At 70.8% G+C, this 22,794-nt stretch carries 17 protein-coding genes; 4 read left to right on the plus strand and 13 right to left on the minus strand.

Features of this window, described 5'->3' with window-relative positions; all coding sequences use genetic code 11:
- Positions 1-27: 27 nt before the first annotated feature.
- Complete coding sequence (locus ACZ60E_RS38725) at positions 28-1,026, minus strand: substrate-binding domain-containing protein (RefSeq protein ID WP_469446674.1); 999 nt, start codon at positions 1,024-1,026, stop codon at positions 28-30.
- Positions 1,027-1,539: 513 nt separating this feature from the next.
- On the opposite strand from ACZ60E_RS38725, the gene ACZ60E_RS38730 reads away from it, so the two are divergent.
- From ACZ60E_RS38730 to ACZ60E_RS38745, 4 genes are all read left to right on the plus strand, one after another.
- Positions 1,540-1,791, plus strand: coding sequence for a plasmid mobilization protein (locus ACZ60E_RS38730; protein ID WP_469446676.1), 252 nt, complete (start codon positions 1,540-1,542; stop codon positions 1,789-1,791).
- Complete coding sequence (locus ACZ60E_RS38735; protein ID WP_384800856.1) at positions 1,788-2,162, plus strand: fic family toxin-antitoxin system, toxin component; 375 nt, start codon at positions 1,788-1,790, stop codon at positions 2,160-2,162. Before ACZ60E_RS38730 ends, ACZ60E_RS38735 begins: the two co-directional genes overlap by 4 nt.
- Before the next feature lie 826 nt (positions 2,163-2,988).
- Positions 2,989-4,581 carry a hypothetical protein gene (locus ACZ60E_RS38740; protein WP_469446677.1) on the plus strand — a complete coding sequence of 531 codons (1,593 nt, stop codon included), beginning with the start codon at positions 2,989-2,991 and terminating at the stop codon, positions 4,579-4,581.
- Positions 4,582-4,679: 98 nt separating this feature from the next.
- Entirely contained in the window at positions 4,680-5,219 is a 540-nt protein-coding gene (locus tag ACZ60E_RS38745; RefSeq protein ID WP_469446678.1) for a hypothetical protein, read from the plus strand.
- A gap of 261 nt (positions 5,220-5,480) precedes the next feature.
- Here the strand turns inward: ACZ60E_RS38745 and ACZ60E_RS38750 are convergent, their stop codons facing one another.
- The 12 genes from ACZ60E_RS38750 to ACZ60E_RS38805 all read right to left on the minus strand — a co-directional run bounded on the left by ACZ60E_RS38750 (position 5,481) and on the right by ACZ60E_RS38805 (position 22,789).
- Positions 5,481-8,504 carry a non-ribosomal peptide synthetase gene (locus ACZ60E_RS38750; protein WP_469446679.1) on the minus strand — a complete coding sequence of 1,008 codons (3,024 nt, stop codon included), beginning with the start codon at positions 8,502-8,504 and terminating at the stop codon, positions 5,481-5,483.
- A 74-nt stretch (positions 8,505-8,578) separates the two neighbouring features.
- On the minus strand, positions 8,579-9,403 hold the full coding sequence (locus ACZ60E_RS38755) for a mycofactocin-coupled SDR family oxidoreductase (protein ID WP_469446680.1): 825 nt from the start codon (positions 9,401-9,403) through the stop codon (positions 8,579-8,581).
- On the minus strand, positions 9,400-10,119 hold the full coding sequence (locus ACZ60E_RS38760; RefSeq protein WP_469446682.1) for a thioesterase II family protein: 720 nt from the start codon (positions 10,117-10,119) through the stop codon (positions 9,400-9,402). The genes ACZ60E_RS38755 and ACZ60E_RS38760 overlap by 4 nt, the downstream gene beginning before the upstream one ends.
- A gap of 82 nt (positions 10,120-10,201) precedes the next feature.
- A complete protein-coding gene (locus ACZ60E_RS38765; RefSeq protein WP_469446684.1) occupies positions 10,202-10,984 on the minus strand; it encodes a thioesterase II family protein in 783 nt (260 codons plus the stop codon).
- Positions 10,981-12,327, minus strand: coding sequence for a pyridoxal phosphate-dependent aminotransferase (locus ACZ60E_RS38770; protein WP_469446686.1), 1,347 nt, complete (start codon positions 12,325-12,327; stop codon positions 10,981-10,983). The genes ACZ60E_RS38765 and ACZ60E_RS38770 overlap by 4 nt, the downstream gene beginning before the upstream one ends.
- Complete coding sequence (locus tag ACZ60E_RS38775; protein WP_469446687.1) at positions 12,324-13,736, minus strand: KamA family radical SAM protein; 1,413 nt, start codon at positions 13,734-13,736, stop codon at positions 12,324-12,326. The genes ACZ60E_RS38770 and ACZ60E_RS38775 overlap by 4 nt, the downstream gene beginning before the upstream one ends.
- A gap of 43 nt (positions 13,737-13,779) precedes the next feature.
- Positions 13,780-13,992, minus strand: a complete 213-nt coding sequence (locus ACZ60E_RS38780) for an MbtH family protein (RefSeq protein ID WP_385833470.1) — start codon at positions 13,990-13,992, stop codon at positions 13,780-13,782.
- Positions 13,989-18,968, minus strand: a complete 4,980-nt coding sequence (locus ACZ60E_RS38785; protein ID WP_469446690.1) for an amino acid adenylation domain-containing protein — start codon at positions 18,966-18,968, stop codon at positions 13,989-13,991. Before ACZ60E_RS38785 ends, ACZ60E_RS38780 begins: the two co-directional genes overlap by 4 nt.
- Before the next feature lie 14 nt (positions 18,969-18,982).
- Positions 18,983-19,720, minus strand: coding sequence for a class I SAM-dependent methyltransferase (locus ACZ60E_RS38790; RefSeq protein ID WP_469446692.1), 738 nt, complete (start codon positions 19,718-19,720; stop codon positions 18,983-18,985).
- Between the two features lie 65 nt (positions 19,721-19,785).
- Positions 19,786-21,039: an MFS transporter gene (locus ACZ60E_RS38795; RefSeq protein WP_469446693.1), complete on the minus strand. Its 1,254-nt coding sequence runs from the start codon at positions 21,037-21,039 to the stop codon at positions 19,786-19,788.
- A 2-nt stretch (positions 21,040-21,041) separates the two neighbouring features.
- Positions 21,042-21,545 carry a pyridoxamine 5'-phosphate oxidase family protein gene (locus ACZ60E_RS38800; RefSeq protein ID WP_469446695.1) on the minus strand — a complete coding sequence of 168 codons (504 nt, stop codon included), beginning with the start codon at positions 21,543-21,545 and terminating at the stop codon, positions 21,042-21,044.
- Positions 21,542-22,789, minus strand: coding sequence for an aminotransferase-like domain-containing protein (locus tag ACZ60E_RS38805; protein WP_469446696.1), 1,248 nt, complete (start codon positions 22,787-22,789; stop codon positions 21,542-21,544). The genes ACZ60E_RS38800 and ACZ60E_RS38805 overlap by 4 nt, the downstream gene beginning before the upstream one ends.
- Positions 22,790-22,794 lie beyond the last annotated feature (5 nt).

Here is a 22,794-nt window from a genome sequence, read left to right on the forward strand (position 1 = left end):
CCCACGCGGGCGAAGGGCGGCGAAACGTTACTTCTTGTCCGCCAGGGCGAAGGTGGTGGAGCCGCTGTACGAGGCGGCGTTGCCGGTGTCGATCAGACCGGTCCCGGCGTCGACCTCGGCGGAGACCTTCTTGCCCTCCTGGGCGTCCAGCGCGGTCTGTACGGCGGTGGCGCCGAGCGAGATCGGGTCGTTGAGCGAGGTCGCGATGTAGGGTCCGTCGGCGGCGATGGACTTCACGGCCTCCATCAGCCCGTCGACACCGGCGACCTTGACGTCGGTGCGGTTGTTCTCCTTGAGCACCTGGAGCGCGCCGAGGGCCATGTCGTCGTTGTGCGCGTAGACGGCCTTGACGTCGGGGTTCGTCTGCACGAGGTCCTGCATGGCCGTGACGGCCTTGGCGCGGATGTAGTCGCAGTAGGGCCCCGCCACGATCTTGATCTTGCTGTTGGCCGCCACGGCCTCGTGGAACCCCGCACTGCGGTCGCGGGCGACGGCACCGCCCGCGTCGCCCTTGATCTCGATGACCTTGCCGCCCTTGGCACCCAGGGACTTGACGACCTCGGCGCCGACGAGCCGGCCCATCTCCTTGTTGTCGCGCCCGACATGGGCGACGGCACCGGCGGGCACCGGGCGGTCGACGGTGACGACCGGGATCCCCGCAGCCTTCGCGGCGGCCAGTCCCGCCTTCACACCCTTGGGATCGACGGGGTTGACCAGCAGTACGTCGACACCGCGCGTGATGAGGTCCTGGATGTCGTTGTTCTGCTTCGTCACGTCGTCACCCGCGTCGGCGAAGTTGAGCTTGGCCCCGGCCTTCTTCGCGGCCTGCTCGGCGCCGGTGCGCAACTGCACGTAGAACGGGGACTGCTGAGTCGCCTGACTGAAGCCGATCGACAGGCTGTCCGAGGCCGCCTTCTTGCCGCCGTCGCCGTCCGAGCCGCCCGGGGTGGTCGAGACGGAGCACGCACTGAGCGATACAAGAGTGGATGCCGTGATAAAGATCCCGAAGATGCGCTTGGTACGCATATGGGCCTCCTGATGTGGTCCTGGCGACGGACAGTAGGTCCAGAATTAACTTCACGGCAACACATGCTGATTTTTTTGCTCTCATGAGCACGGCGTGCGCGGGAGGGCAGGAGGGAGCGACTGGTCGATCGCTCGGTGGGGCGGGGGTGCTGTGGCGGTGGCTGGTCGGCGACTGCCCGCTGAATCGGTGGGGGAGTACGTGAACTCGCTCCGACCCGACCTCGGAGACCAGAGCTGTCGGCATCTGGGACAGTTCGGCGCAGGTCGCAGGGTGGCCCCGTCCGAGGAGGTCGCGGCTGCCCTGGCGCACGGGTGCACTGGAACACGGCTTCGGCGGCGATCGCATACGCTTCGAACGCTCGCCGCTCCCGTCGCGTGACCGGCGCACGCCGCCCGCTGAGCCCGCTCGGGGGAGGGGACTCGACGTTGTGCCGATGCGGTCGGCCCTGTCGCGGCCGGAGCGCAATACAAACACCGCGTGTAGCGCGCCGTACGGCCCGCTATCATTCGCGTATGGAGCAGAAGCAGATCAACGTGCGGGTCGATGCGGAGACGCACGCCGGCATCGAGGCGCGGGCGAAGGCGGCCGGCATGTCCGTGCAGGCGTACGCCAAGCAGGTACTCGCCGATGAGGGCAACGACCTGCGACACCGCTTCCTCGCCGCGGGCGCGCACTTTGCCGACGCCTGGGCCGAGAGCTTCGCCGACGAGTTCGGACACCCGGCCAAGGCCAAGGCCGATGGCAAGTCGGTAGCCGCCGCGTGATCGTACGGATCGACCGCGCCTGGCTCCTCGACCTCGCGCACCGCCACCTCCCCTCCGATCCCGACGTCACCGACTTCGGCACGCTGCAGGCCGCGGCCTGCAGGCACGCCGACGAGGTGCTGGACACGCCCGTCTACAGCGAGCCCCATCACCGCGCGGCAGCCCTCATGCACCAGTTGATCCGCTGCCCGGGGCTGGAGCACTCGAACGAACTGTTCGCCGCGGTCGTGGCCGCCTCCTACCTGACGGTCAGTGGCGTCATCGTCGACGTGCAGCCCAAGCAGGCGGCTGCTCTCGCGGGGCGTATCAACCGTGACGCGTTGAGCGTGCGGCAGGTCGGCGACGAGATCAGGACGTGGATCGCCCGCTGACGACCGTCCCGGTCAGCGCTTCCCGTGATCGGCGACTTCGTGGTAGCCGAGTTTCGGAGGTCCTGGCCGTCAACTGCGCTGCGCTTGGGCGCTCATGGGTCGTGCACTGCCGACGGCAGCGCAGAGCGCCGTCTGACGTCTTGGCGAGTGGGGGATCGGCGGGCGTACGGCCATCTCGTTCTGTGCGCGCATGGCCTGGCGTACAGCGATGACGAGGACGGCATTGAGCACAGCGGCTCAGCCGCTCGGGCCCGCCTGGTGGTACTTGGTCTGCATGGTCTGTGTGAAGCCTTTCCGGCAAAGGTCTGGCTGTGTCTCTCGGCGCACGGCCGCAGTGTCACACCGCGGCCCCGACCAGCGGGAGAGCCCTCCAGCGACCTTGTAAGCCCATTCCGGTTCGATCAGCGGCACCAGCCAGTCCGGATCGGCCTCGGCGGTCGACCGCATCCATCCGGTCCCGCATCAGCATCACCGAGGTCCCCTTCGGACATGCCACCCACGCCGTGCGGACCGTCATCGGAAGAATCCACTTCTGAGTAACCCTGCAACCCATGGGATGTCGCACACAGCCCGGACACCCGCCGGTGGTGACGCCGACGCCTGCAGGATTCCGGAGCGCCCGATTCCCGTCATCACGTGAAAAGCCTCCGTGACGCATATCCGGCCATTCCTGTGTATCACCTTGTTGCCTTCTGCGGCGCGAGTGCAAGTTGTTCCCGTAAAGGGAGTTGCGTCGCTGGTGTGGGAAACGCGGGAGAAACGGGGGGCCCCGCTGCCCTCCGCGCCCGACGCGGGTCTCGTTCCATCTCTCACCGAGGGGAAGTGCATGAGACAGCGGGCACGAGATATTCGAGTGAGATCACGAAGGCAGCTCAGGCTCAAATTAGGGCTGCTCGCCGCGTTCAGCGCGCTGACACTGATCGGCGCATCCGGCACGGCGTCGGCTCTTCCGACCACGCCCCACTCCGCCCCGGCCGTGCCACCCGTGGCCCTGTCGGCCGAGACGCCGCCGACTGGAACTCCATCGGCCGAAACGCCGCCTCAGCAGGCCGACGAGCAGGCAATCACCTCCGACACCTGCTCGCCCGCGTCGCTGAAGGCCAAGGCCGAGAAGGCCGAGCCGATGTCGAGCCGCGCACCGGACGGCCTGGCCGGCAGGACGATCATCACCTGTACGAAGGTGAACGCGCCCGGATCCGCGGCGAGCCTGGCCGCACGCGCCGACGTGATCAGAAAAGCGCGATCCGCATCGGGGAATACTGACGCAGAGCGTTCCGTATCCCTGAAAAATGCGAAAACGTCTGGTCCGGCAGCGGATGACGTCGGAGTACTGGACTATGTCGATCCGCCGTCCTGGTGTTTCGATCACGCCTTCAGCGGCTGGTGGTACACACGCTCGCAGGAATGCCAGATCCGCGACATCACCGTCGTCTACCTTGAGATCGTCAACGGTAGACCGATCGAGGTGGGAACCGCCAAACACATCGAGACTTCCTACATTTACATGAGCGGCGACATCGACAACATCATCAACCAGATCCGGATCAACAAGTATTTCGCTGAGCGGGCCGGAACGATCGATTTCTGGGGACTTCAGCAGATCCGCGGATGGGCCACCTGCTCGGGCGACTGCAAACCGATCTCCGACACCGGGCTCAGGACCGGTAACTACACGCGAAACCGCAACAACGACGGCGAGGCCGCCTGGGAGCCGAGCCACGACGAAGTGGGGGCGATCACGCACTTGGCCCCCACGTGGAACTACTACGTCACCGCCGCCGGATTCGAGCCGTCGGAAACCGTCACCGTCCCGCCCCCGCCCCAGATCCGCTGCGACAACGCCTTCTCCACCGACGGCAACGACATGGGCGACTACGTCCCGGGAACATCGGTGAACTCCGTGTTCGGTGCCGGATGTGCGGTACCGGTCTACGTACCGACGTGGATCATCTACAAGAACGGTTTGTACCCGACGGTCGGCTGGCATGTGGAAGCGGCCCAGAAGTCCGGGCTGCCCGGCCTGTACCCGTCCGGCGACCCGCTGCACCGACTGACCGACTCGACCAAGAAGCGTCAGAACGGTGACCGGGCCTGTCCGCCCACGCCGACGTGGGTACGGCCGGCGAACAAACAGTGCGACGAGTACCCCATGCGGTCCACGTACGAAGGGGCGTCGACGGCCAACCCCGCGGGGACGGCACGGACGTTCGCTCCCCCCACCCAGACGATGCCGACCGGCGAGGAGTGGTGCGAGATGGACGCCACGTGGGCTGTGCCCACCGGGGTGACCGGCCCGCTCGGCTGGTCCTCCTGCATGCTCCCGAGCACAGACAACTCCCACCAGGGCGCGTTCCTGGGAGGCTTCTACAAGACCAACCGGGTGCTGGACAACGATCCCTTCCGGGTCTGGGTCCAGTAGTAGCGTTCCGGTCGTCAGTGACGAGGCCGCTGTCCAGGGCGAGTTCGCGGGCTCTCCCGGACGGCGGCCCCGCCTGGCCCGGCTGAAAGGCACCCCAGATGACCGACCCAGCAGCGCCCCGTACACGCGTCACCGGCCTCCTCGTCGTGGAGTACAACCGATTCACCCTGGCCATGGCCGGAGCGCCACCCGGCTGCCTGGATCTGCCCCGCAACGGGCTGCTCGGGATCCCGGCCGAGACGCGGCCGTTCGAGGAGGGGACCGTGGCCGTGATCGCCACGGGAGTCTCCTCCGACCCGGTGCACCTCACTGCCGAGACCTGGACGGCTGAGCCGCCGTTGGACCTCGACGACTGGCAGGACGCGGGGGTGATCACCGTCGACTGGCCGGGCGGACCGCCGTCGCTGCTCGGCGAGGATGCCTCCCCACCGGCCGAACTGCCGCTGGGCACGGATCTGCCGGCCGGGCGGTACGCCTTGCTGGTCGCCGCCACCCACCGCGACGACGGGGAGGCGCGCACCGCTGAACTGCCGGTGGAGACCTACCTCGTCCGGCTGTGGCCGGCGTCGCCCGACCAGCCGGACGAAGTGATCCTGAAAGCGACCAGCGCCACCACGGCCATGTGGCGCAAGGGCTGACGGAGCTCCTCCAAAGCCCTTAACGAGGACACCCAGGCTGATCTTCTGGAACGGACACCCTGATAATGGACCTTGATGGTCCAGGGAGGGATGTCCCGGTGGGGGTGCGTCTCTGTTTGCGGAGGATTTCCGGAGGGACGCCGTCGCGCTGCACCACGCGTCGGCCGCCTCAGCGCAGCACGGTACCGCCCTCAACGCCCCCGATCACATCTGTTGACCGGGCAGTCCCGATGTGAGGTCCTTCGCGGGCGGGAGGATGTTTCAGGTGTTCGTTTCCAGGCCGTTGACGAGCCTGATGAACTGCGCCGCGGTCGAGTTGTCGTAGAACTCCCTGACCGACGGTTTCGGTAGGTGCCTTCTCTGCATCTCGGAGAGCGCGCGCACCACCAGGAGGGAGTTTCCTCCCAACTCGAAGAAGTTGTCGTCGGGGCCTACCTCCGTCTTCAGGAGTCGGCTCCAGATGCGCAGGATGTCCTCGGTGATGGCGCCGGACACCGGCCGCGGTGCTGCCAGGTCGCTCTCCGCACCGGACGGGTGGTGCTGCCGGACCTGCGGCAGGGGTATCGGAAGCCGTGACGCGTCCAGTTTGCCGTTGGCGGTCAGGGGCATCGACGGCACCGGTGTCAAGGTGGTCGGGATCATGTAGGAGGGCAGGAACCGGGCCGCCTCGGCGAGCACCTGCCGAGGATCGGCGGACTCCGTCAGTAGTCCGTAGGCGTCGATCCTGCTGCTCGCGGGGTCGCCGGGGATCTCCTGCCGCACCACCACGGCCGCCTCGTGGACCGAGGGGTCGGCGAGCAGCACGGAGCGGATCTCCTCCAGTTCGATCCGGTGCCCCCGCAGTTTCACCTGCTGGTCGGACCGGCCGAGATGGTCGAGGCTCCCGTCGGGGCGAAGCCGTCCCAAGTCGCCGCTGCGGTAGGCGCGTTCACCGGTGAGCGGGTCCGCACCGAACCGTTCGGCCGTGAGGCCGGGCTGTCCGAGATAGCGGTCGGCCAGCCCGGCCCCCGCCACCCAGATCTCGCCGGTCGGCCCCGGGGGGAGGAGTCGTCCCGAGCGGTCGCGGACCGAAACGGACCAGCCGGGCAGTGCGTGGCCGACCGACTGGGAGTCGTCCAGGACGGCACGGGGCGTCATCGTCTGCGCTGTCGTATGCACCGTGGTCTCGGTGATGCCGTACATGTTCACCACCCGGCAGCTGGTGGGGGAATGCTGGGCGAACCAGGCTGCCAGCACTCGTGCGGGCAGCGTCTCCCCGCCCAGGACGACCAGCCGCAGGGCGAGCCGGTCGGCCGATCGCAGGTCTGCGCGGATGAGCGGAGCGAAGGCCGACGGCGTCTGGTTCAGCACGGTGACGTGCCGTGAGGCTAGCAGCGAGTGGAACTCGTCGGTGTCGCGGGTGACCCAGTACGGCGCGACCACCAGACGGCCCCCGGTGAGCAGACAGCCCCAGATCTCCCAGACGGAGAAGTCGAAGGCGCTGGAGTGGAAAAGACTCCACACGTCGGCGGGGCACAGCCCGAAGTCCGCCTCCGTCGCCCGCACCAGGGCACCGACGGCGCTGTGCGGCACGACCACACCCTTGGGACGGCCGGTCGAACCGGAGGTGTAGATCGCGTAGGCGGCCGAGCCCGCACCCGCACCCGCCTCCGAGCCCGAGCCCGAGTTCGTTCCTTCCGTGCCGGGAGGCGGAGCGGTGGCCGTCGTACCGGTGGCGAGCAACTCGTCGGGAGTCACGGTCCGTACGTCGTCGACGGCCGGAAACCGTTCCGTGGTGGTGACGACGACCGGCAGCTCCGCATCCTCGACGATGTGACGCAGGCGTTCCGGCGGATACCGCACGTCCATGGGCACATAGGCGCAGCCGGCCTTGAGCACGGCGAGCAGGGTGGGTACGAGGGAGATTCCCGGATCGAGGCAGACACCCACCCGGCGCCCCGGGGGCACTCCGAGGGCGCGCAATCCCGCCGCCATGCGGGCGGCCCGTTCGTCGAGCCGGCGATACGTCAGTTCCGTCCCGTCCGCCTCCAGTGCGATGTTGTCCGGTTGCCGGCGCGCCACCGCTTCGAAGAGGCGGTCGATCCGTTCGGCCGTGCCTTCCGCGATCCCGGCCCCGCCCAGTCGGAGGGTCTTCTGTGCCTCGTCCGGTGTCATGAGGGGGATCCGCGACACCGTTTCCTCGGAGGACAGCCTGGTGAACCGGTCGGCGAGGCGGGTGACGTGGGCGCAGAACTGCTCGGCGATCTCCGGGGTGATCTCGCCCTCGTCGAACCAGCACGTCCCCGCGAGTGAACCGTCCGGCCGCGGGGTCGTGTACAGGGTGAGCGGGAAGAGCGGTGCCAGACAGGGCTGATAGCGGGCCGCCTCCTCCGTGTCGCCGAACACGACACCGACGGCCGGTGTGCTGGGCGCTGTCACGGGGCCCGCGGAGAACTGCGCGAGGAGCGTGGACAGGTCCGCTCGCTCGTCGACGGTTCCGCGGTACACGAAGCCGTCTTCCTCCCCATCGTGCTTCCCGTGATCGAGTTCGCTGTTCACGTGGCCGGGTTCACCACTCCTGCGGTCGACGTAACCGCTCGGGTGCGCGAGAGAGTCGTCGCCCAGAGGTCCGCGGTACGGGCCGCCGTCCCGTGCGAGGGCGCCGATCTCCACCGTGTCGCGCTGGTCGTAGCGGGCCAGCGTGAGCGCCACCGCGCCGAGCAGCAGCCGTCGGTCGGAACCGGCCAGGGGAGGCAGAGCGAACGGCACGCTGCCGGTCGTCCCCGTCTGCCGCGGGTTGCCGAGCCCCCACTCGACGGCCCGCCGAGACAGGGCGGACCCGGTGGCGGCGGTCGGGGCGAACGCGGGGATCTTCGCCGCCGAGGGTCCCTCCAGAAGCAGCGCCGCCAGCGGGCCCAGCACCGGGTACGGCACCGCCGACCGGACGGCCACCAGGACGAGATCGGCCACCCCGTCGGCGTACGACACCACCACGGCACGGACCGGGTGGCGGCTGGGACCGATGGGTCGCAGCGCCTCGCCGCGTACCAGGTCTCGTGCCCGGGCGTCCGCGTGGCCCATCGGTACGGGAGTGATCCACACACGCAGCGGGGTCGCCGCGGGGTGGCGGGCGGCGCCGGCCGCGAGGCGGTGTCGCAGCGCTGCCTCGTCGAGCGGGCCGGGCACGCGGACCACCAGGCTGTGGCAGGCCCGTGCGTGCTCGCGGGGCCGGTGTCCGAAGGGGGGCCGTGGCCCGGTCGCACGCGCCCCGTCGATCGGACCGCGCGTACGGGTGACGGTCGTCATGGGACATCTCCGGTCGGTCGTTGCGGGTCGGTTGAGGATCGGAGGGGGGCGGACGGCCCGGCGGAGTGTGCCGCTCAGCGGGCCGTGAAGCCGCCGTCGACGGTGAGTGCGCTGCCCGTGACCTGCCGAGAGTCGTCACCGGCCAGCCAGAGGGCCGCCCCGGCGATCGCGGAGGGGTCGATCAGCGTGTTCATCGGCTGTCCCTGGAGGAAGGTCTCGGCGTGGTCCTCGGCCGGTACGTCGAGGGAGCGGGCGATCTCCGAGAGCATGCGTCCCTCGACCACGGGGTCGTCACGGACCGAACCCGGACACAGCGCGTTGACCCGCACCTGGAACGGCGCGTAGTCGAGGGCAGCGGCCTTGGTCAGCCCGATCAGGCCGTGCTTGGCGGCCACGTATCCGGCGAAGTGCCGGTACCCGACCAGGCCGGCGGTCGAGGACACGTTGATGATGCTGCCCGACCGCTGAGCCACCATCGCCGGTGCCACCGCCTTGATCATGCGCCAGGCGCCGGACAGGTCGACGTCCAGCATGAGTGACCACTCGGCCTCCTCGATCTCGTGCACCGCTCTGCCCGAGGGGGCGGCGATGCCCGCGTTGTTGAGGAGTACGTCCACCGCGCCGAACCTGTCGAGTGCTCCTTCCACCACGGCCCGTACCCGTTCGGCATCGCGTACGTCGACGTGTTCGGCCACGACGGCGCTGCCGTGCAGTCGGCACAATTCGGCGGTGTGCTCCAACTGGGTGGGTGAGCCGAGCGGATAGGGCACGCCGTCCAGGTCCTGGGCGATGTCGACAAGCAGTAGATCGGCGCCCTCCCGGGCGAACCGGACGGCGCACTCCCGCCCCAGCCCCCGTGCCGCGCCCGTGACCAGGGCCGTTCTGCCCTTCAGCGTCATGGCGTGCCCTCTGCTGCCGGGTGACCCGCCACGGCACGCAGTACCGGCTCCGGTGAGTCCGTGAGGTACATGTGCCCGCCGGGCAGCTCCGTATAGGTGAAGGGGCCCGTGGTGACGTGCCTCCACTCCTGGGCCTGCGTGCATGACACGAGGGTGTCCTGGGTGCCGCGCAGCGCGGTGACGGGGACGGTCAGCGGCTGCCGGGAGGACGGCCGGTAGCTCTCGTGCATCATCACGTCGGCACGCAGCGTGGGCAGGAGCAGTTCACGCAGGTCGGGATCGTCGAACGCTTCGTGCCGGTAACCGGCGAAGTCCTGCACCCGCCGCAGGAACTCGTCGTCGTCGATCGCGACGGTCTGTTCGCGGGGTCCCGCCCAGGGAAGCGGGGAGCCGCTGACGAAGAGGTGATCCAGTGCCGGGTGGGTGATCCGTTCGAGTTCCCGTGCCACCTCGTAAGCGAGGATCGCGCCGAGGCTGTGTCCGAACAGGGCGATCCGTGTGCTGTGCGCGGTCTGTTCGAGTGCCTGGGGTGTCAGGTGCTTCACGGCGTCGGCGACGTCGGTGAACGGGCTCCGATGGAACTGCTCCTCGCGGCCCGGCAGTTGAAGCGGCACCACCTCGATGCCGGGCGGCGGCGGCTTTCTCCAGCCGCGGAAGAAGCTGGCTCCGCCGCCGGCGAAGGGCAGGCAGACGAGTGAGAGGTGATCGGACGGCATGGTTCCTCGCAATTCGTTGGCCGGTCGTGGCATGCCGGGCGCTGGCGGTGCGGAGTTTCGGCGGGGGCGGTCGAGGAACCGGTCAGTCATGGCCGGGCGCCCCCTTGCCCGGGGACAGCTGACCGGCGGCGTCCGCCACCAGTCCGGCGACCACGGTGCTGTGGGTGTTCACGAACAGATGACCGCCGCTGACGGGCACATGGGCGAAGGCGCCGGTGGTGAACCGCTGCCAGGACGCCGTCCGGTCCGCGTCCGCCAGCGGATCGTCCGTCCCGTAGAGGGCCAGCACCGGGCAGTCGACAGCCCGTTCACGCAGGAACTGCTGGTCTCCGGCGAGCATCGCGTCGGCGCGCAGGACGGGCATGAACACCTCCCGCAGCTCCATGTCGTCGAGCAGCGCGTCGTCGATGCCTCCGGCCCAGCGGAACGAGGCCAGGATCTCGTCGTCCGTCCACGCGTCGGTCGGCCGCTCGTCGGCGGCGAAGGGCGCGGGAGCCGCCCACGGAGGTGTGCGGGCGGCCACGACGAGGAGCGACGGCGCGGACATGGAGGGGGAAACCTCCTGGGCGACGTGCGCGGCCAGGGTCGCCCCCAGACTGTGTCCGTACAGGATCAGCGGGCCGTGCGCCAACGCCCCTACCGCCTCCGCAAGTTCGGCGACCTGCTCCTTCAGCTCGGTGTTCGGCGGTACGTGGAAGCGGCCCTCCCTGCCGCCGAGATGGGCCGACCACACGGTGCCGGCCGTGGACAGCACGGCGGGCCATTGCCTGAAGACGCTCGGCCCGCCTCCCGCGTACGGGAAGCAGACGATGTCGGCGCCCGTCCGGCGGCGGTCGGACAGGAGCCTGAGAGGCGGCAGGCTCACGTCGCCTCCCGGTGCCGGGAGCGGGTTCGGCCCTCGGGCGCGGCCAGTGAGCCGAACGCGGTGTCCAGCGTACGCAGTTGATCGGCGATCCAGGGCAGCCGCAGCGGGTCGGGCGAGTCGAGTGCGACCGTCTGCTGTCGCGCGTTCTCCCCGTAGAGCATGCTCGTGGCCGCCCGGAACCGCAGGGCTCCGGCGGAGTCACCGAAGTGGTGTCCCCCCAGCACGGCCACACCCGCCTGCTTCAGCAGGTGTTCCGCCAGGGACGCCGAGTCCCGGATGCCGTGTCGGGCGAGGTCCTCGCGCAACGGCTCGAGGTCCGGGTACACGTAGAAGCCGGCGCTGGGAGCACGGCACCGGGCACCGTGCGCCACCATGATGTCGTGCACCGCGGCGGCGACGACGCCGTGCAGCCGGGCGGAGGCCGCCATCCGCTCGCGCACCGGCGGCGGCTCGGCCAGGGCGTACGCGGCCACCTCCTGCATCGGGCCGGACGGCGTCGACCACACCTCGCTCGCCACCGAGAGCACCCGGTCGCGAAGACGTCGCCCCCGGGCACTGTCCGGGAACCGGGCCAGCCCTATCCGCCAGCCGCCCAGTGCCAGGCTCTTGCTGAGCCCGGTCAGGACCACGGTGTGATCCGGCGCCACCGAGGCGGGGCTGAGGAAGGGCAGGCCGGGGGAGTGCGGCAGATCGCGGTAGATCTCGTCGGAGAGGACGGTCACCCCCTCGGCCCGAGCCACCTTGCACACCTCGCGCACGAGGTCCGGCGGGGCGGTGGTGCCCGTCGGATTGTCGGGCACGGTCAGCACCAGCGTGCCCACCCGCCGGCGTCCGTCCGCACGGCGAAGGTCCCGCAACACCGCCCGCAGCGCCTCGGGTTCGGGCACACCGCCCCACCGGTCGGGGATCGGCACCCGGTGCACCCGGCGGCCGAACAGCTCGGCCTGGGGCGCGTACGTCACCCAGCTCGGGTTCGGCAGCAGGACATCGCCGTCGACCGCGGCGAAGAGCGCCATCAGCAGCGGCTTCGAACCCGGGGCGAGAACCACTTGCTCGGGCCCGGTCGGCAGCCCCCGGCGCGCGAAGTAGGCGGCCCCGCTGCGGCGGACGGCCGCATCGCCCGCCACCTCGCCGTAGGCGGTGCGTCCGGCGCCGGACGTCAGCCGCTCCACCAGCTCGGGCAGCACGGGCAGCCGCGCCTCGCCGAACCCGAGGTGCACCAGCGGCTCCCCGGCCGCCCGCCGCTCGGCCACGAGCCGGTCCAGGGCCAGGTTGGGGGAGACCCGCCAGGACCGCACGGGCCGCCCGCCCGCCGGCGCCGCACGGGTGGCATCGTCGCTCATCGGCCCTCCAGCTGTTCGGCTGTGACGGAAAGTGCGTCCGGTCCGGCGGCGAGATCGGCGGGCTCCGGGTGGTCCGGCGGCCCTGCCACGTCGTCGAGCAGGGCCGCGGCGATGTCCGCCGGCACGGTGGCCTCGTCCGGGCGCAGAGCGTCGATCCACGCGGCGCTGTCGTCGTGATGCATCAGGAACGGGCGGCCCACCAAAGCGGGATCACGGGCCTGCACCAGCCTGCACTGGAAGAACCGGCCGTGCGGCAGGGACAGTTCGCCGTCCACCACGATCTTGCCCGCGGAGGCCGACATGACCGGCCCGCGCACCGTTCTGGCCAGGCCCGGCAGCCGCTGGTAGGCCTGCTGGAAGAGGTGCACGGCCCGCGACAGCGGAACTTCGAAGTAACGGTGCGGGCCGGTGTCCCGGGCGACGAACATGTAGTACGGCACCGCGCCCGCCGCGCTCTCCTGCCGCCACAACTGTGTCCACGCGTCCACGGTGTCGTTGACGTGTGCGACGAGCGGCGCCTGGCAGTAGACGACCGCCCCGGTGGACCGGATCCGCGCGAGAGCGCGGCGTGCGAGATCGGTCGTCAGCTCCCTGCCGTGGCTGAAGTGTGCCATCACGGCCAGCGTCCGGCCGGTGCCTGTCACCTGTTCGAAGAACCGCAGGACGTCGTCGCTGTCCCGGTCGGTGACGAAGCGCGCGGGCCAGTACGCCACCGCCTTGGTCCCGATCCGCAGGGTGCGTACGGTCTCGATGTCCAGGAGCGGCGTCAGATGACGGCGCAGCAGTGCGGCCGACATCATCATCGGATCGCCGCCGGTCACCAGGACGTCGCTGACCTCGGGCCGCTGCCGCAGATAGGAGACCAGCTGTTCCGGTCCGTGGGCGGCGAAGCGCAGCTCCGCGTCGTCCACGAACTGCGCCCACCGGAAGCAGTACGTGCAGTAGGCGTGGCAGCTCTGTCCCTGAGCCGGGAAGTACAGCACCGTCTCGCGGTACTTGTGCTGGACGCCCGGCAGCCGCGCACTGTCCGCGAGCGGGACGTTGAGCTCCCGCTGGCCCCCGGGATGAGGGTTGAGGCTCGCCCGGATGCGGCGGACGGTGTCGATGCGCAGCCGGTCCGACGGCGCACGTGATGCCACCCTCCCCAGTGCGCGTTCATGGGCGGCCGGCAGCATCCCCGGCTGGGGGAAGACCAGTTGGAAGACGGGATCGGCGGGAATGTCGGACCAGTCGATCAGCTCGGACAGGACATAGTCGTTGACCCGGAAGGGCAGCACCATCGAAAAGCGCTCGACGGTCGCGCGCACGCCGTCGGAGAGTCCGTAGCGGGCGGCCACCCGGTCGAGGTTCCTCGGCCCGTACGCGCGGTACGACGCGGGGCCGGCCAGGTGGCTGGCTGCGGCTTCCATGTGCCCTTCCTTCCCACAAGGGGGCGCCGGCGGTTCCGGCCGGTCAGTCTCCGGTGCTCTCGCGCACACTGCGCGGCCGCATGTCCGTCCACACCTCGTCGATGTGGTCGACGCACTCCTGCCGGTGTCCCTCGAAGCCGGTCGGCGTCCAGCCCGCCGGCAGGTTCTTCGTGGTGGGCCACAGGGAGTACTGCTGCTCGTCGTTGACCACCACGGCGTAGCGGTCGAAGGGGTCATCGTCGGCTCGTTCGCTCACGTGGATCCACTGCTCCTTCCGTTCCTTCGTCGAGCATTGAGGTCGGCGCCTTCCACCGGCCGGTTCTCTCGTGTCTCCTCGATCCGGGCGGCGATCCCCGCGACGGTGGGCTCCTCGAACAGCAGGCGCAGCGCAACCTCCGCGCCCAGCGCCTCGCGCATCGTGGCCACCACGTGGGGAGCCATCAGCGAGTGGCCGCCCAACTGGAAGAAGTCGTCCCGCACACCCACGGCGGCGAGCCCCAGCACGTCCGCCCAGATCCGCGCGACCGTCTCCTGGACGAAGCCGCGCGGAGCGACCTGTCCGGTGCCGTGCGCGGTGGGCGCGGTGTCGGGCTCCGGCAGCGCGGACCGGTCGAGTTTCCCGTTCGCGTTCACGGGCAGGGCGTCCAGCGCCACGTACGCCGACGGCACCGAGTGTTCCGGCAGCAGGGTCCGCAGATGCCCGCGCAACTCCGCCGGGCCGGGTACGGGGGTATCCGCCGGCGCGGTGACGTAGGCGACGAGCCGGGCGGCGGGCCCCTCCCCGCTCGCGACCACCACCGCGCCCCGCACCGCCGGGTGTGCCAGCAGCGCGGCCTCGACCTCCCCGCACTCGATGCGCACACCACGGACCTTGACCTGGTGGTCGCCGCGCCCGACGAACTCCAGCACCCCTCGCGTCGACCAGCGGGCACGGTCCCCGGTCCGGTACATCCGGTCCCCGGGCGCCCCGAACGGATCAGGGACGAAGCGATCGGCGGTTAACCCCGGACGCCCCAGATAGCCCCGCGCCACACCGATGCCCGCCAGATACAGCTCCCCCTCGGCGCCGGGCGGCAGTTCACGCAGCAGGCGGTCCAGCACATGGACGCGGGTGTTGTCCATGGGACGGCCGATGGGCACGGCACGCTCGTACGGCCCGGTCACCGGCATGAACACACTGTCGCCGCTGACCTCGGTCGCCCCGTAGAAGTTGACGAGCCGGGCGCCGGGCAGGGTCCACGCGAACCGCTCGGCCAGCGCGGGCGACAGGACCTCGCCGTCGGCGATCCAGAGCGTGCACGCGGACAGGCTCTCGGCCGACGGCCCGGCGTCGAGCAGGGCGGCGAGCATGCTCGGCACCATCATGACCCGCCCCACCCGGTGTGCGGCGAGAAGCCCGGCCAACTGCGCGACGTCGCCTGCCTGTTCGGCGTCGGCCAGCACGACCTGGCCCCCGTGCACCAGCATGCACAGGATCTCCGTCGAGCCGTCCACGAAGTTCATCGACGACTTCGCGCACATGAGGTCGCCGGGCCGGACCGGGAAGGCGCGCCCGAACCACAGCAGCCGGTTGACCATCCCCAGGTGGGTGCCGGCGACGCCCTTGGGTGTTCCCGTCGAGCCCGACGTGTAGAGGACGTAGGCCAGTTCCTGCGGGGCGAGAGAGGAGTGGTCCGGATCGGCCGACGGGGCACGGGCGGTCAGGGCGGACTCGCCGGGATCGTCCAGTACGACCGTGACGGCGGGGGAGCCCGCGTCGCCCGCCGGGACCGCGTCACGCCGGGCACGAACGGTGAGCAGCAGGGACGGGCGGGCGTCGGCGAGCATGTGGGCGAGGCGCGCGGGCGGATAGTCCGGATCGAGGGGCAGACAGGCGGCGCCGGACTTCAGTACGGCGAGCAGGGCGACGACCGTGTCCAGGGAACGGGGCAGGGCGAGCGCCACGAGACGGCCGGGCCCCGCGCCCCGTTCGCGCAGCCGATGAGCGAGCCGGTTGGCGGATGCGTTCAGCTGTGCGTATGTCAGTGTGGTGTCGTGGAAGGTGACCGCGGCGGCGTCCGGGGTGCTCGCGGCCTGCCGTTCGAACAACTCGGGCAGCGTCGTACGGGGGAGGGGGGCGTCGGTGCCGTTCCAGCGGCGCAGCTGCTCCCGCTCGGCGGGCAGGGACAGTTGAAGGTCCGCCAAGCGCTGATCGGGCCGCCGGGTGATCGAGACGAGCAGTTGCTGGAAGCGTCGGGCCATCGATTCGATGCGCTCGGGTGCGAACAGGTCGGTGCGGTGGACGAGATGCCCGGTGAGCCGGCCGTCCTGGTCGACCATGTGGCATTCGAGGTCGAACCGGGTGGTGGCCGAGGTGATGGGCAGCCTCTGCGCGTCGAGCCCCTTCAGCCGCACCTTCTCCACGGGGGTGTTCAGCAGCTGGAACATGACCTGGGCGAGGGGGATGCGGCTGAGGTCGCGCTGCGGCGCCAGCTCCTCCACCAGCCGCGCGTAGGGCAGGTCCTGGTGGGCGTACGCGTCCAGCGCGCACTCCCGGGTGCGGCGCAGCAGCTCGGTGAAGGTGGGGTTGCCCGAGCAGTCGGCCCGCAGGACCAGCGTGTTGACGAAGAACCCTATGAGGTGTTCGAGTTCGGGGCTGGTGCGCCCGGCGATCGGGGTGCCGATCGGGACGATGTCGCTCTGGGCCGTGTGCGACAGGAGCACGCCCACGGCGGCCAGCAGGGTCATGAACAGGGTCGCGTCGTGTGCGCGGCCCAGTTCGCGCAACCGGTCCGCGACCTCGGCCGGTACCTCGAAGGTGACCGTGGCGCCGTGCTGTCCGGCGAGCGCGGGACGGGCGTGATCGGTCGGCAGGTCCAGGGAGGGCGGCAGGTCCGCCAGCCGGGAGCGCCAGTACGCGGTCTGTTCCCGCAGGGGCCCGCTCTCCAGCCACTGCCGCTGCTGGACGGCGAAGTCCGCGTACTGGAGCGGCAAATCCCTCAGGTCGGATCGGCCACCCGTGGTGAACGCCTCGTACAGGGTGTTGAGTTCACGCCACAGGACGCTGTCGGACCAGGCGTCGAAGACGATGTGGTGCACCACCAGCCCCAGCACGTGATCGTCCGGTCCGAGCCGGTACAGCGACGCCCGCATCAGCGGTCCCGACCGCAGGCTGAACGGGCGTGCGCCGTCGGCGGTCACGGCGTCCTGGGCGGCGCGCACCGGATCGGCTGCCGTCGACAGGTCGGTCACGGGGAGGTTCACCGGCGCGGGCGCTCGGACCTCCTGGCGGGGGCGCCCTCCGGTGGTGGGAAAGACCGTGCGCAGGACCTCGTGCCGGGCGACCAGCGCGCTGAGCGCCCCGCGCAGCGCCGCCGCATCGAGCCGACCGCGCAGTCGCACCGCACTGGGGATGTTGTACGTGGGGCGGCAGGGCGTGAGCTGGTCGAGGAACCACAGGCGCTGCTGTGCGAAGGACAGCGGCACGTTCTCGGTGCGCGGACCGGCGGTGAGGGTGCGCGGGACGGTGGTGAGGGCGGCTCGCCGCACGGCGGGGGCGAGAGCGCCGACCGTGGCGTGTTCGAACAGCACGCGGAGGGGGAGGCCGGTGCCGAAGGCCCTGTTGACGCGGGACATCAGCCGGGTGGCCAGCAAGGAGTGGCCGCCCAGGACGAAGAAGTCGTCGTCCCGGCCGACCGACGGCGTGTCGAGGACGGCGGCGAAGAGGTCGGCCAGGACCTGCTCGTCCTCGGTCAGGGCAGTCTCCTGCCCCCCTTCCGGACCGGGCGACGGAACCGACGGGCCGGGCAGTCCTCCCGCGGAGGCACCGGCCCGCTCCGCCGCACCGCGCCGCTGAGCCGGCCGCTCGCGCGCTTCGCGTGGGAGGTCCAGCTGCCCCAGCCGAAGGCCGGGATCGGCGACCGCCTGGGTCAGGAGGCGCTGAAAGCAGTCCGCCAGCAGGAGTGCGGTCGGCCGGTCGAAGAGATCGCAGGAGTACTGCAGCGTGCCCTCCATGCCGGCCGGGTCCCCCACGGTTCCGCGCTCCCGCACGTACAGCGCCAGGTCGAACTTGGCTTCCTCCAGTTCCACCGGCTCGGCTTCGTCCCGCAGCCCGGGCAGATCCAGGCCGCCCTCGATACCGTCGTTGAGCGTCACCATGGTCTGGAACAGCGGATGTCGGCCGAGTACGCGCGGCGGGTTCAGTGCTTCGACCAACCGCTCGAACGGAAGCTCCTGATGGTCCATGGCGTCCAGGGACACCTCGCGCGCCCGCCCCAGCAGGTCGCGGAACGTGGGATCCCCGGAGGTGTCCACGCGCAGGACCAGGGTGTTGACGAAGAAGCCCACGACCTCGTCGAGCGCGATGTCGCTCCGGCCGGTCACCGGGGTGCCGATCGGCACGTCCGGGCCCGCGCCCAGCCCGCTCAGTGTCCCCGCCCACGCGGCGAGGGCGACCGCGAAGACACTCGTGCGGCACTGCCGGGCCAGCGCCACGGCCTGCCGGTGCGTCGTCGCGTCGACCGTCACGGTCACCGTCCCGCACCGCGCGGGCGCCCGGCCCGACCGCGGCCGGTCCGCCGGCAGCGGGATCTCCTCCGGCAGACCGCGCAGAGTCTTTCCCCAGAAGGCCAGTTCGCGGGCGGCCGTACTCGCAGGGTCCGACTCCTCGCCCAGGGAGGCATGCTGCCACAGGGCGTAGTCCCGGTAGCGCACCGGGACGGCCGCCCAGCCGGGACCTCTGCCGTCGCACCGGGCCCGGTAGGCGTGGCGCAGGTCCCGCAGCAACGGCCCCAGGGACCAGCGGTCCACCGCGATGTGGTGGAAGGACAGGGCCAGTACGCTCTCGGCCGGAGTCACGGTGAACAGCCGCACCCGCAGGGGCAGATCGGCCGACAGGTCGAAGGGGATCCGGACGAACTCCCCGACCTCCGCGGGCAGCCGGTCCCTCGTAGTGTCGGACGCGGAGAACACGACCGCGGGCGGCAGCACCTTCTGCCGCGGCAGACCGTCCACGGACGGGAAGACGGTGCGCAGACTCTCGTGCCGCTCCACGATGTCGCCCACGGCACAGGCCAGCGCGGCCACGTCCACCTCGCCGTGCAGCCGCCAGACGAACGGCGAGTGATAGGCGCCGCCCTCACCGATCTCACCGGCGAACCACAGGCGCCGCTGCTGGTGGGAGAGCGGGGCCGTGTCCGGGCGCGGGCGCCGGGCGAACTCGGCCAGTGAGGGGGGAGAGGGTAGGTGCGCCATGGGAGCTCCCGCTGTCAGCCGGTGGGCTTCTGATAGACGGACACATGGAATCCGGAGCCGGTGAACCGCTCGCTCTGCCAGCCGCCCCAGCGGCAGGACAGCGGCAGGCCCGCCAGTTCGCCCATCAGGTCCAGCTCCGAGGGCCAGACATAGCGGTAGGCGAGCGGATAGAGACGGTTGCCCGCCTCGGTCATCACGACCTGCTGACGGTCGACCCGCTGGAGCACCGGGTCATGGGTGGCCGCGAGCATGACCATCCGGTCCATGCCCACGCTCAGCGTGTGCATCGACTGACGATCCGACAGGAGGTAGGCCTGCGGCGCCGACAGCTGCAGCACGAACACCCCGCCGGGAGCGAGCACTTCGGCGACCCGCCGGAAGCACCGCACCTGCTCCTCCTGCGTGAGCAGCAGCAGGAAGGTGTTGAAGACGCAGTAGACCAGGTCGAAGGGCCCCTCCACCGCCACGTCCGCGAAGTCGCCGACGACGACACGCACCTCGTCCCCGGACAGCTTGCGTTCGAGTTGCCCCGCCATGGCCTGCGACCCCTCGATGCCCATGGTGCGCACGCCCTGGCGCGCCAGGGGGATGGCCACCCGCCCTGTCCCCACGCCGAGTTCGAGCGCACAGCCGTCCTTGGCGTATGCGGCGAGGAACTCGGTGGCTTCCGCCTCGTCCGTCGCGACAGCCCAGTCCTGGAGGTCGTAGTCCGGCATGGTGTCGCCGAACGTGGCCGCGTTCCAACCCCGCACTGTGTTCTCCCCTCACTTCGGCGGGTGCTCCCCGCCGGCCCCCTCCCCGGTGGAAGGGGCATGCTTCAGCTTTTCGGTGCCGGTACGGCAGGCCGATCGCGCAGGCGGGCTCCGGCCAGCGGCACCAGCGCGAGGGTGAGCAGCGTCGAGACCAGCAGGGCGCCCCTGGTCCCGGCCGACACGACCAGAGGGCCGGCCAGCAGCAGCCCGACAGGCCCGGCCAGCGCCGAGCCCGCCGCCCACAGCGTGAGTACGGGCTGCTGCTGGTCCGGTTCCAGCACGGACTGCACGAACGTGTAGACCACCGGAACGAACGGGGCGTAGACGAAACCCCCGACGAAGAAGACGCCCACGGCGACCGGTACCGAAGGCGCGAGCGCCAGCAGTGCGGGCACCAGGGCCCAGATCGCGATGATGCCGACGAGCAGCCGCTGCTGCGGGAGGGCCCGCAGCGCGTTGGTCGTCAGGGCGCCCAGCAGCGCGCCGACACCGAAGCCGCCCCAGATCGCGCCGAGAGCCGTGCCTCCGCCGCCGAGCCGGCCGTCCACCAGCAGCGGTAGCGCCACCTCCACCGGCATGTAGAACAGGTTGAAGCAGAACACCACGACGAACAGCCGGGCCGCGACGGGCACCTGGCCCAGAATGCTCCAGCCGGACGCCGGAAGCGTCGTCCCCTCGACGGTCCCGGCACGTGGCGGTACGGCCAGACACACCGTTCCCAGCAGAACGAGGAAACTGACCCCGTCGAAGACGAGCGCCCAGCCCGGATCGGTCAGTGCGGCCAGCACGCCTCCCAGGAGGGGACCGGCGGCATACAGCGCGAGATTGCTCGTCGTGCCCAGCAGGGCGTTCACCGCCAGCCGCCCCGCCGGGTCCACCTGGGCCGTGGCGATCAGGCGGCGGCTGCTCAGTGCCGTCATCCGCAGCACCGAGCCGAACAGCAGGGCGAGGACGAGTGGCACGAGCGTCAGCCGGTCGAGCAGGGCCAGGACACCGAGGCCGGTGAACAGCGCCGCGCGCAGCAGACAGTCACAGACGACGAGGGCTCGCGGCGGGATCCGTACCTTGCTGAGCCCGACGGCGAAGGCGAACGCGGTGCCCAGCACGTACGGGGCGCTCTCGACGAGCGAGACGGCCACAGCCGGTGAGGTGTCGCCGTGCACGCGCAGCGCCAGCAGCGGCAGCGCGGTCAGCAGCATGCCGTCGCCGAGGTTCGACACCAGGTCACCGGCTAGGAACGCCGTCAGCCGCGTACTGCGCAGGACACGCCGGTACGTCCAGGTCTCCTGCGACTCCTGTGTCGCCCGCTTCGCCGTCACCGTCACACCTCGGCGGTTCGCACGTCGTGGATCTCCCGGCCCTGCGACGGCCGGAAGGACTGGTCCTTGACGTCCAGGCTCCGTGGAGTCAGCCGCGCCCAGCGGATCCCCCGCGTGTTCGGGTCGCCTGCCATGCTGAACCGCGGATCCCACGACGCCTCGTCCGGTCCCAGATAACGTCGGAGTTTGCGTCGCCCGCGCGCGGTGTCGAACGGCAGCACCTCCCCGGCGCCGTACGCGATGACCTGCCTGACCGTGCCGGTCACCAGGTCGCAGGTGTCGACGACGAGAGCGAACGACGGGTCGGCCGCCAGTCGGTGTTCCAGGCGCGACCAGGGTCCGGTCAGCACCCAGAACGCCTCCTCTTCCCACAGGAACCACACCGGGCGGATCACCGGGCCGGCCGTCGCCAGTCGCGCCACCAGCGGCCGCGCCAGGAACTCCGGCACGTGGAAGGGTGCCTCGTCGAGCGACTGGAGCCCCTCGCCGAGGCGGAGCACCCTCATCGCGGAATCCGTTCCAGCGCCCGTGCCAGCCGGGGTCCGGCCGTGGCCATCTGGTCGGGAACGGCACACGAGAACGACAGCCGCAGGGTCGAGTCGTCCGGGTCCTGCGCGAAGAACGTTCGGCCCGGGACGAACGAGACGTTCTCCCGGAGCGCCTCGGGCAACAGCGCGGTGGCACTGCTGCCGTCGGTGAGCCGGGCCCACAGGAAGAACCCGCCGTCCGGCACGGCGAAGTGCAGCCGCCCGCCCAACGCGTCGCGCAGCGAGCCGACCAGGATGTCCCGCCGACCGCGGTAGACCTCCCTGGTCGCGGCCAGCCGCTCCGCCAGGGCACCGGGCGGCCGGACCAGTTCGTGCACGATGCGTTCGAGGAAGGTGGAATTGCCCAGGTCCGCAGCCTGCTTGATCTTGTTCAGTACGACGGTCAGCGGCGGCGGCGCGGTCAGATGGCCCAGCCGTGCGGCGGGGAAGAGAGTCTTCGAGAAGCTCCCGATACGGACCGCTTCGGGGGACAGCGCGGCCAGCGACGGCAGGGCGGGCCCGGTCCGGTCGTAGGCGAGTTCGGCGTACGGGTCGTCCTCGACGAGCAGGAAGCCGTACCGGGAGGCCAGCACGACCAGCCGCTCGCGTTGCCCCGCGGAGAGGCTGAGCCCGGTCGGATTGGCGAAGTTCGGCACGACGTACAGCATTTTGGGACGCAGCCCCTCACGCAGGGCGCTCTCCAGGGCCGTGAGGCCTTCGTCGGCGGCCAGTGGCACCGCCACGACGTCGGCCTCGAAAAGCCGGAACACCTGAAGCGCGCCCACATAGCTGGGCCGGTCCACGACCACCACGTCACCGGGATCGAGGATGGCCTTGCACACCAGGTCGAGCGCCTGCTGCGAACCGTGGGCGAGCACGGTCGCGGCCGGTGCGACCGGACGGCCGAGCAGCCGGCTCAGGTCGTCGGCGATCCACTCCCGCAGGGGCCACAGCCCTTCGGTGTCCCCGTACTGCAGCGCGTCGGGCCGGGACAGGATCCTGCCCACGGCCTGAGCGACCTCGGCGGCGGGAAAGGTCTCGGGGGCGGGGCTGCCGGCGGCCAGTGCGGTCATACCGGGTGCGTCGGACAGGCGCAGGACCGTACCGACGGCCGAGGCCGCCAGCCGGCCCGTGCGTACGGCGAGCCCCGCCACGGCGGGGTCCGGTGCCGGCGCGTCGGATGTCGTCGTGGATCGGGGGCGCAGGGTCGCGCGTTCGGACACGGGCT

The organism is Streptomyces sp. NPDC102514, assembly GCF_055584525.1.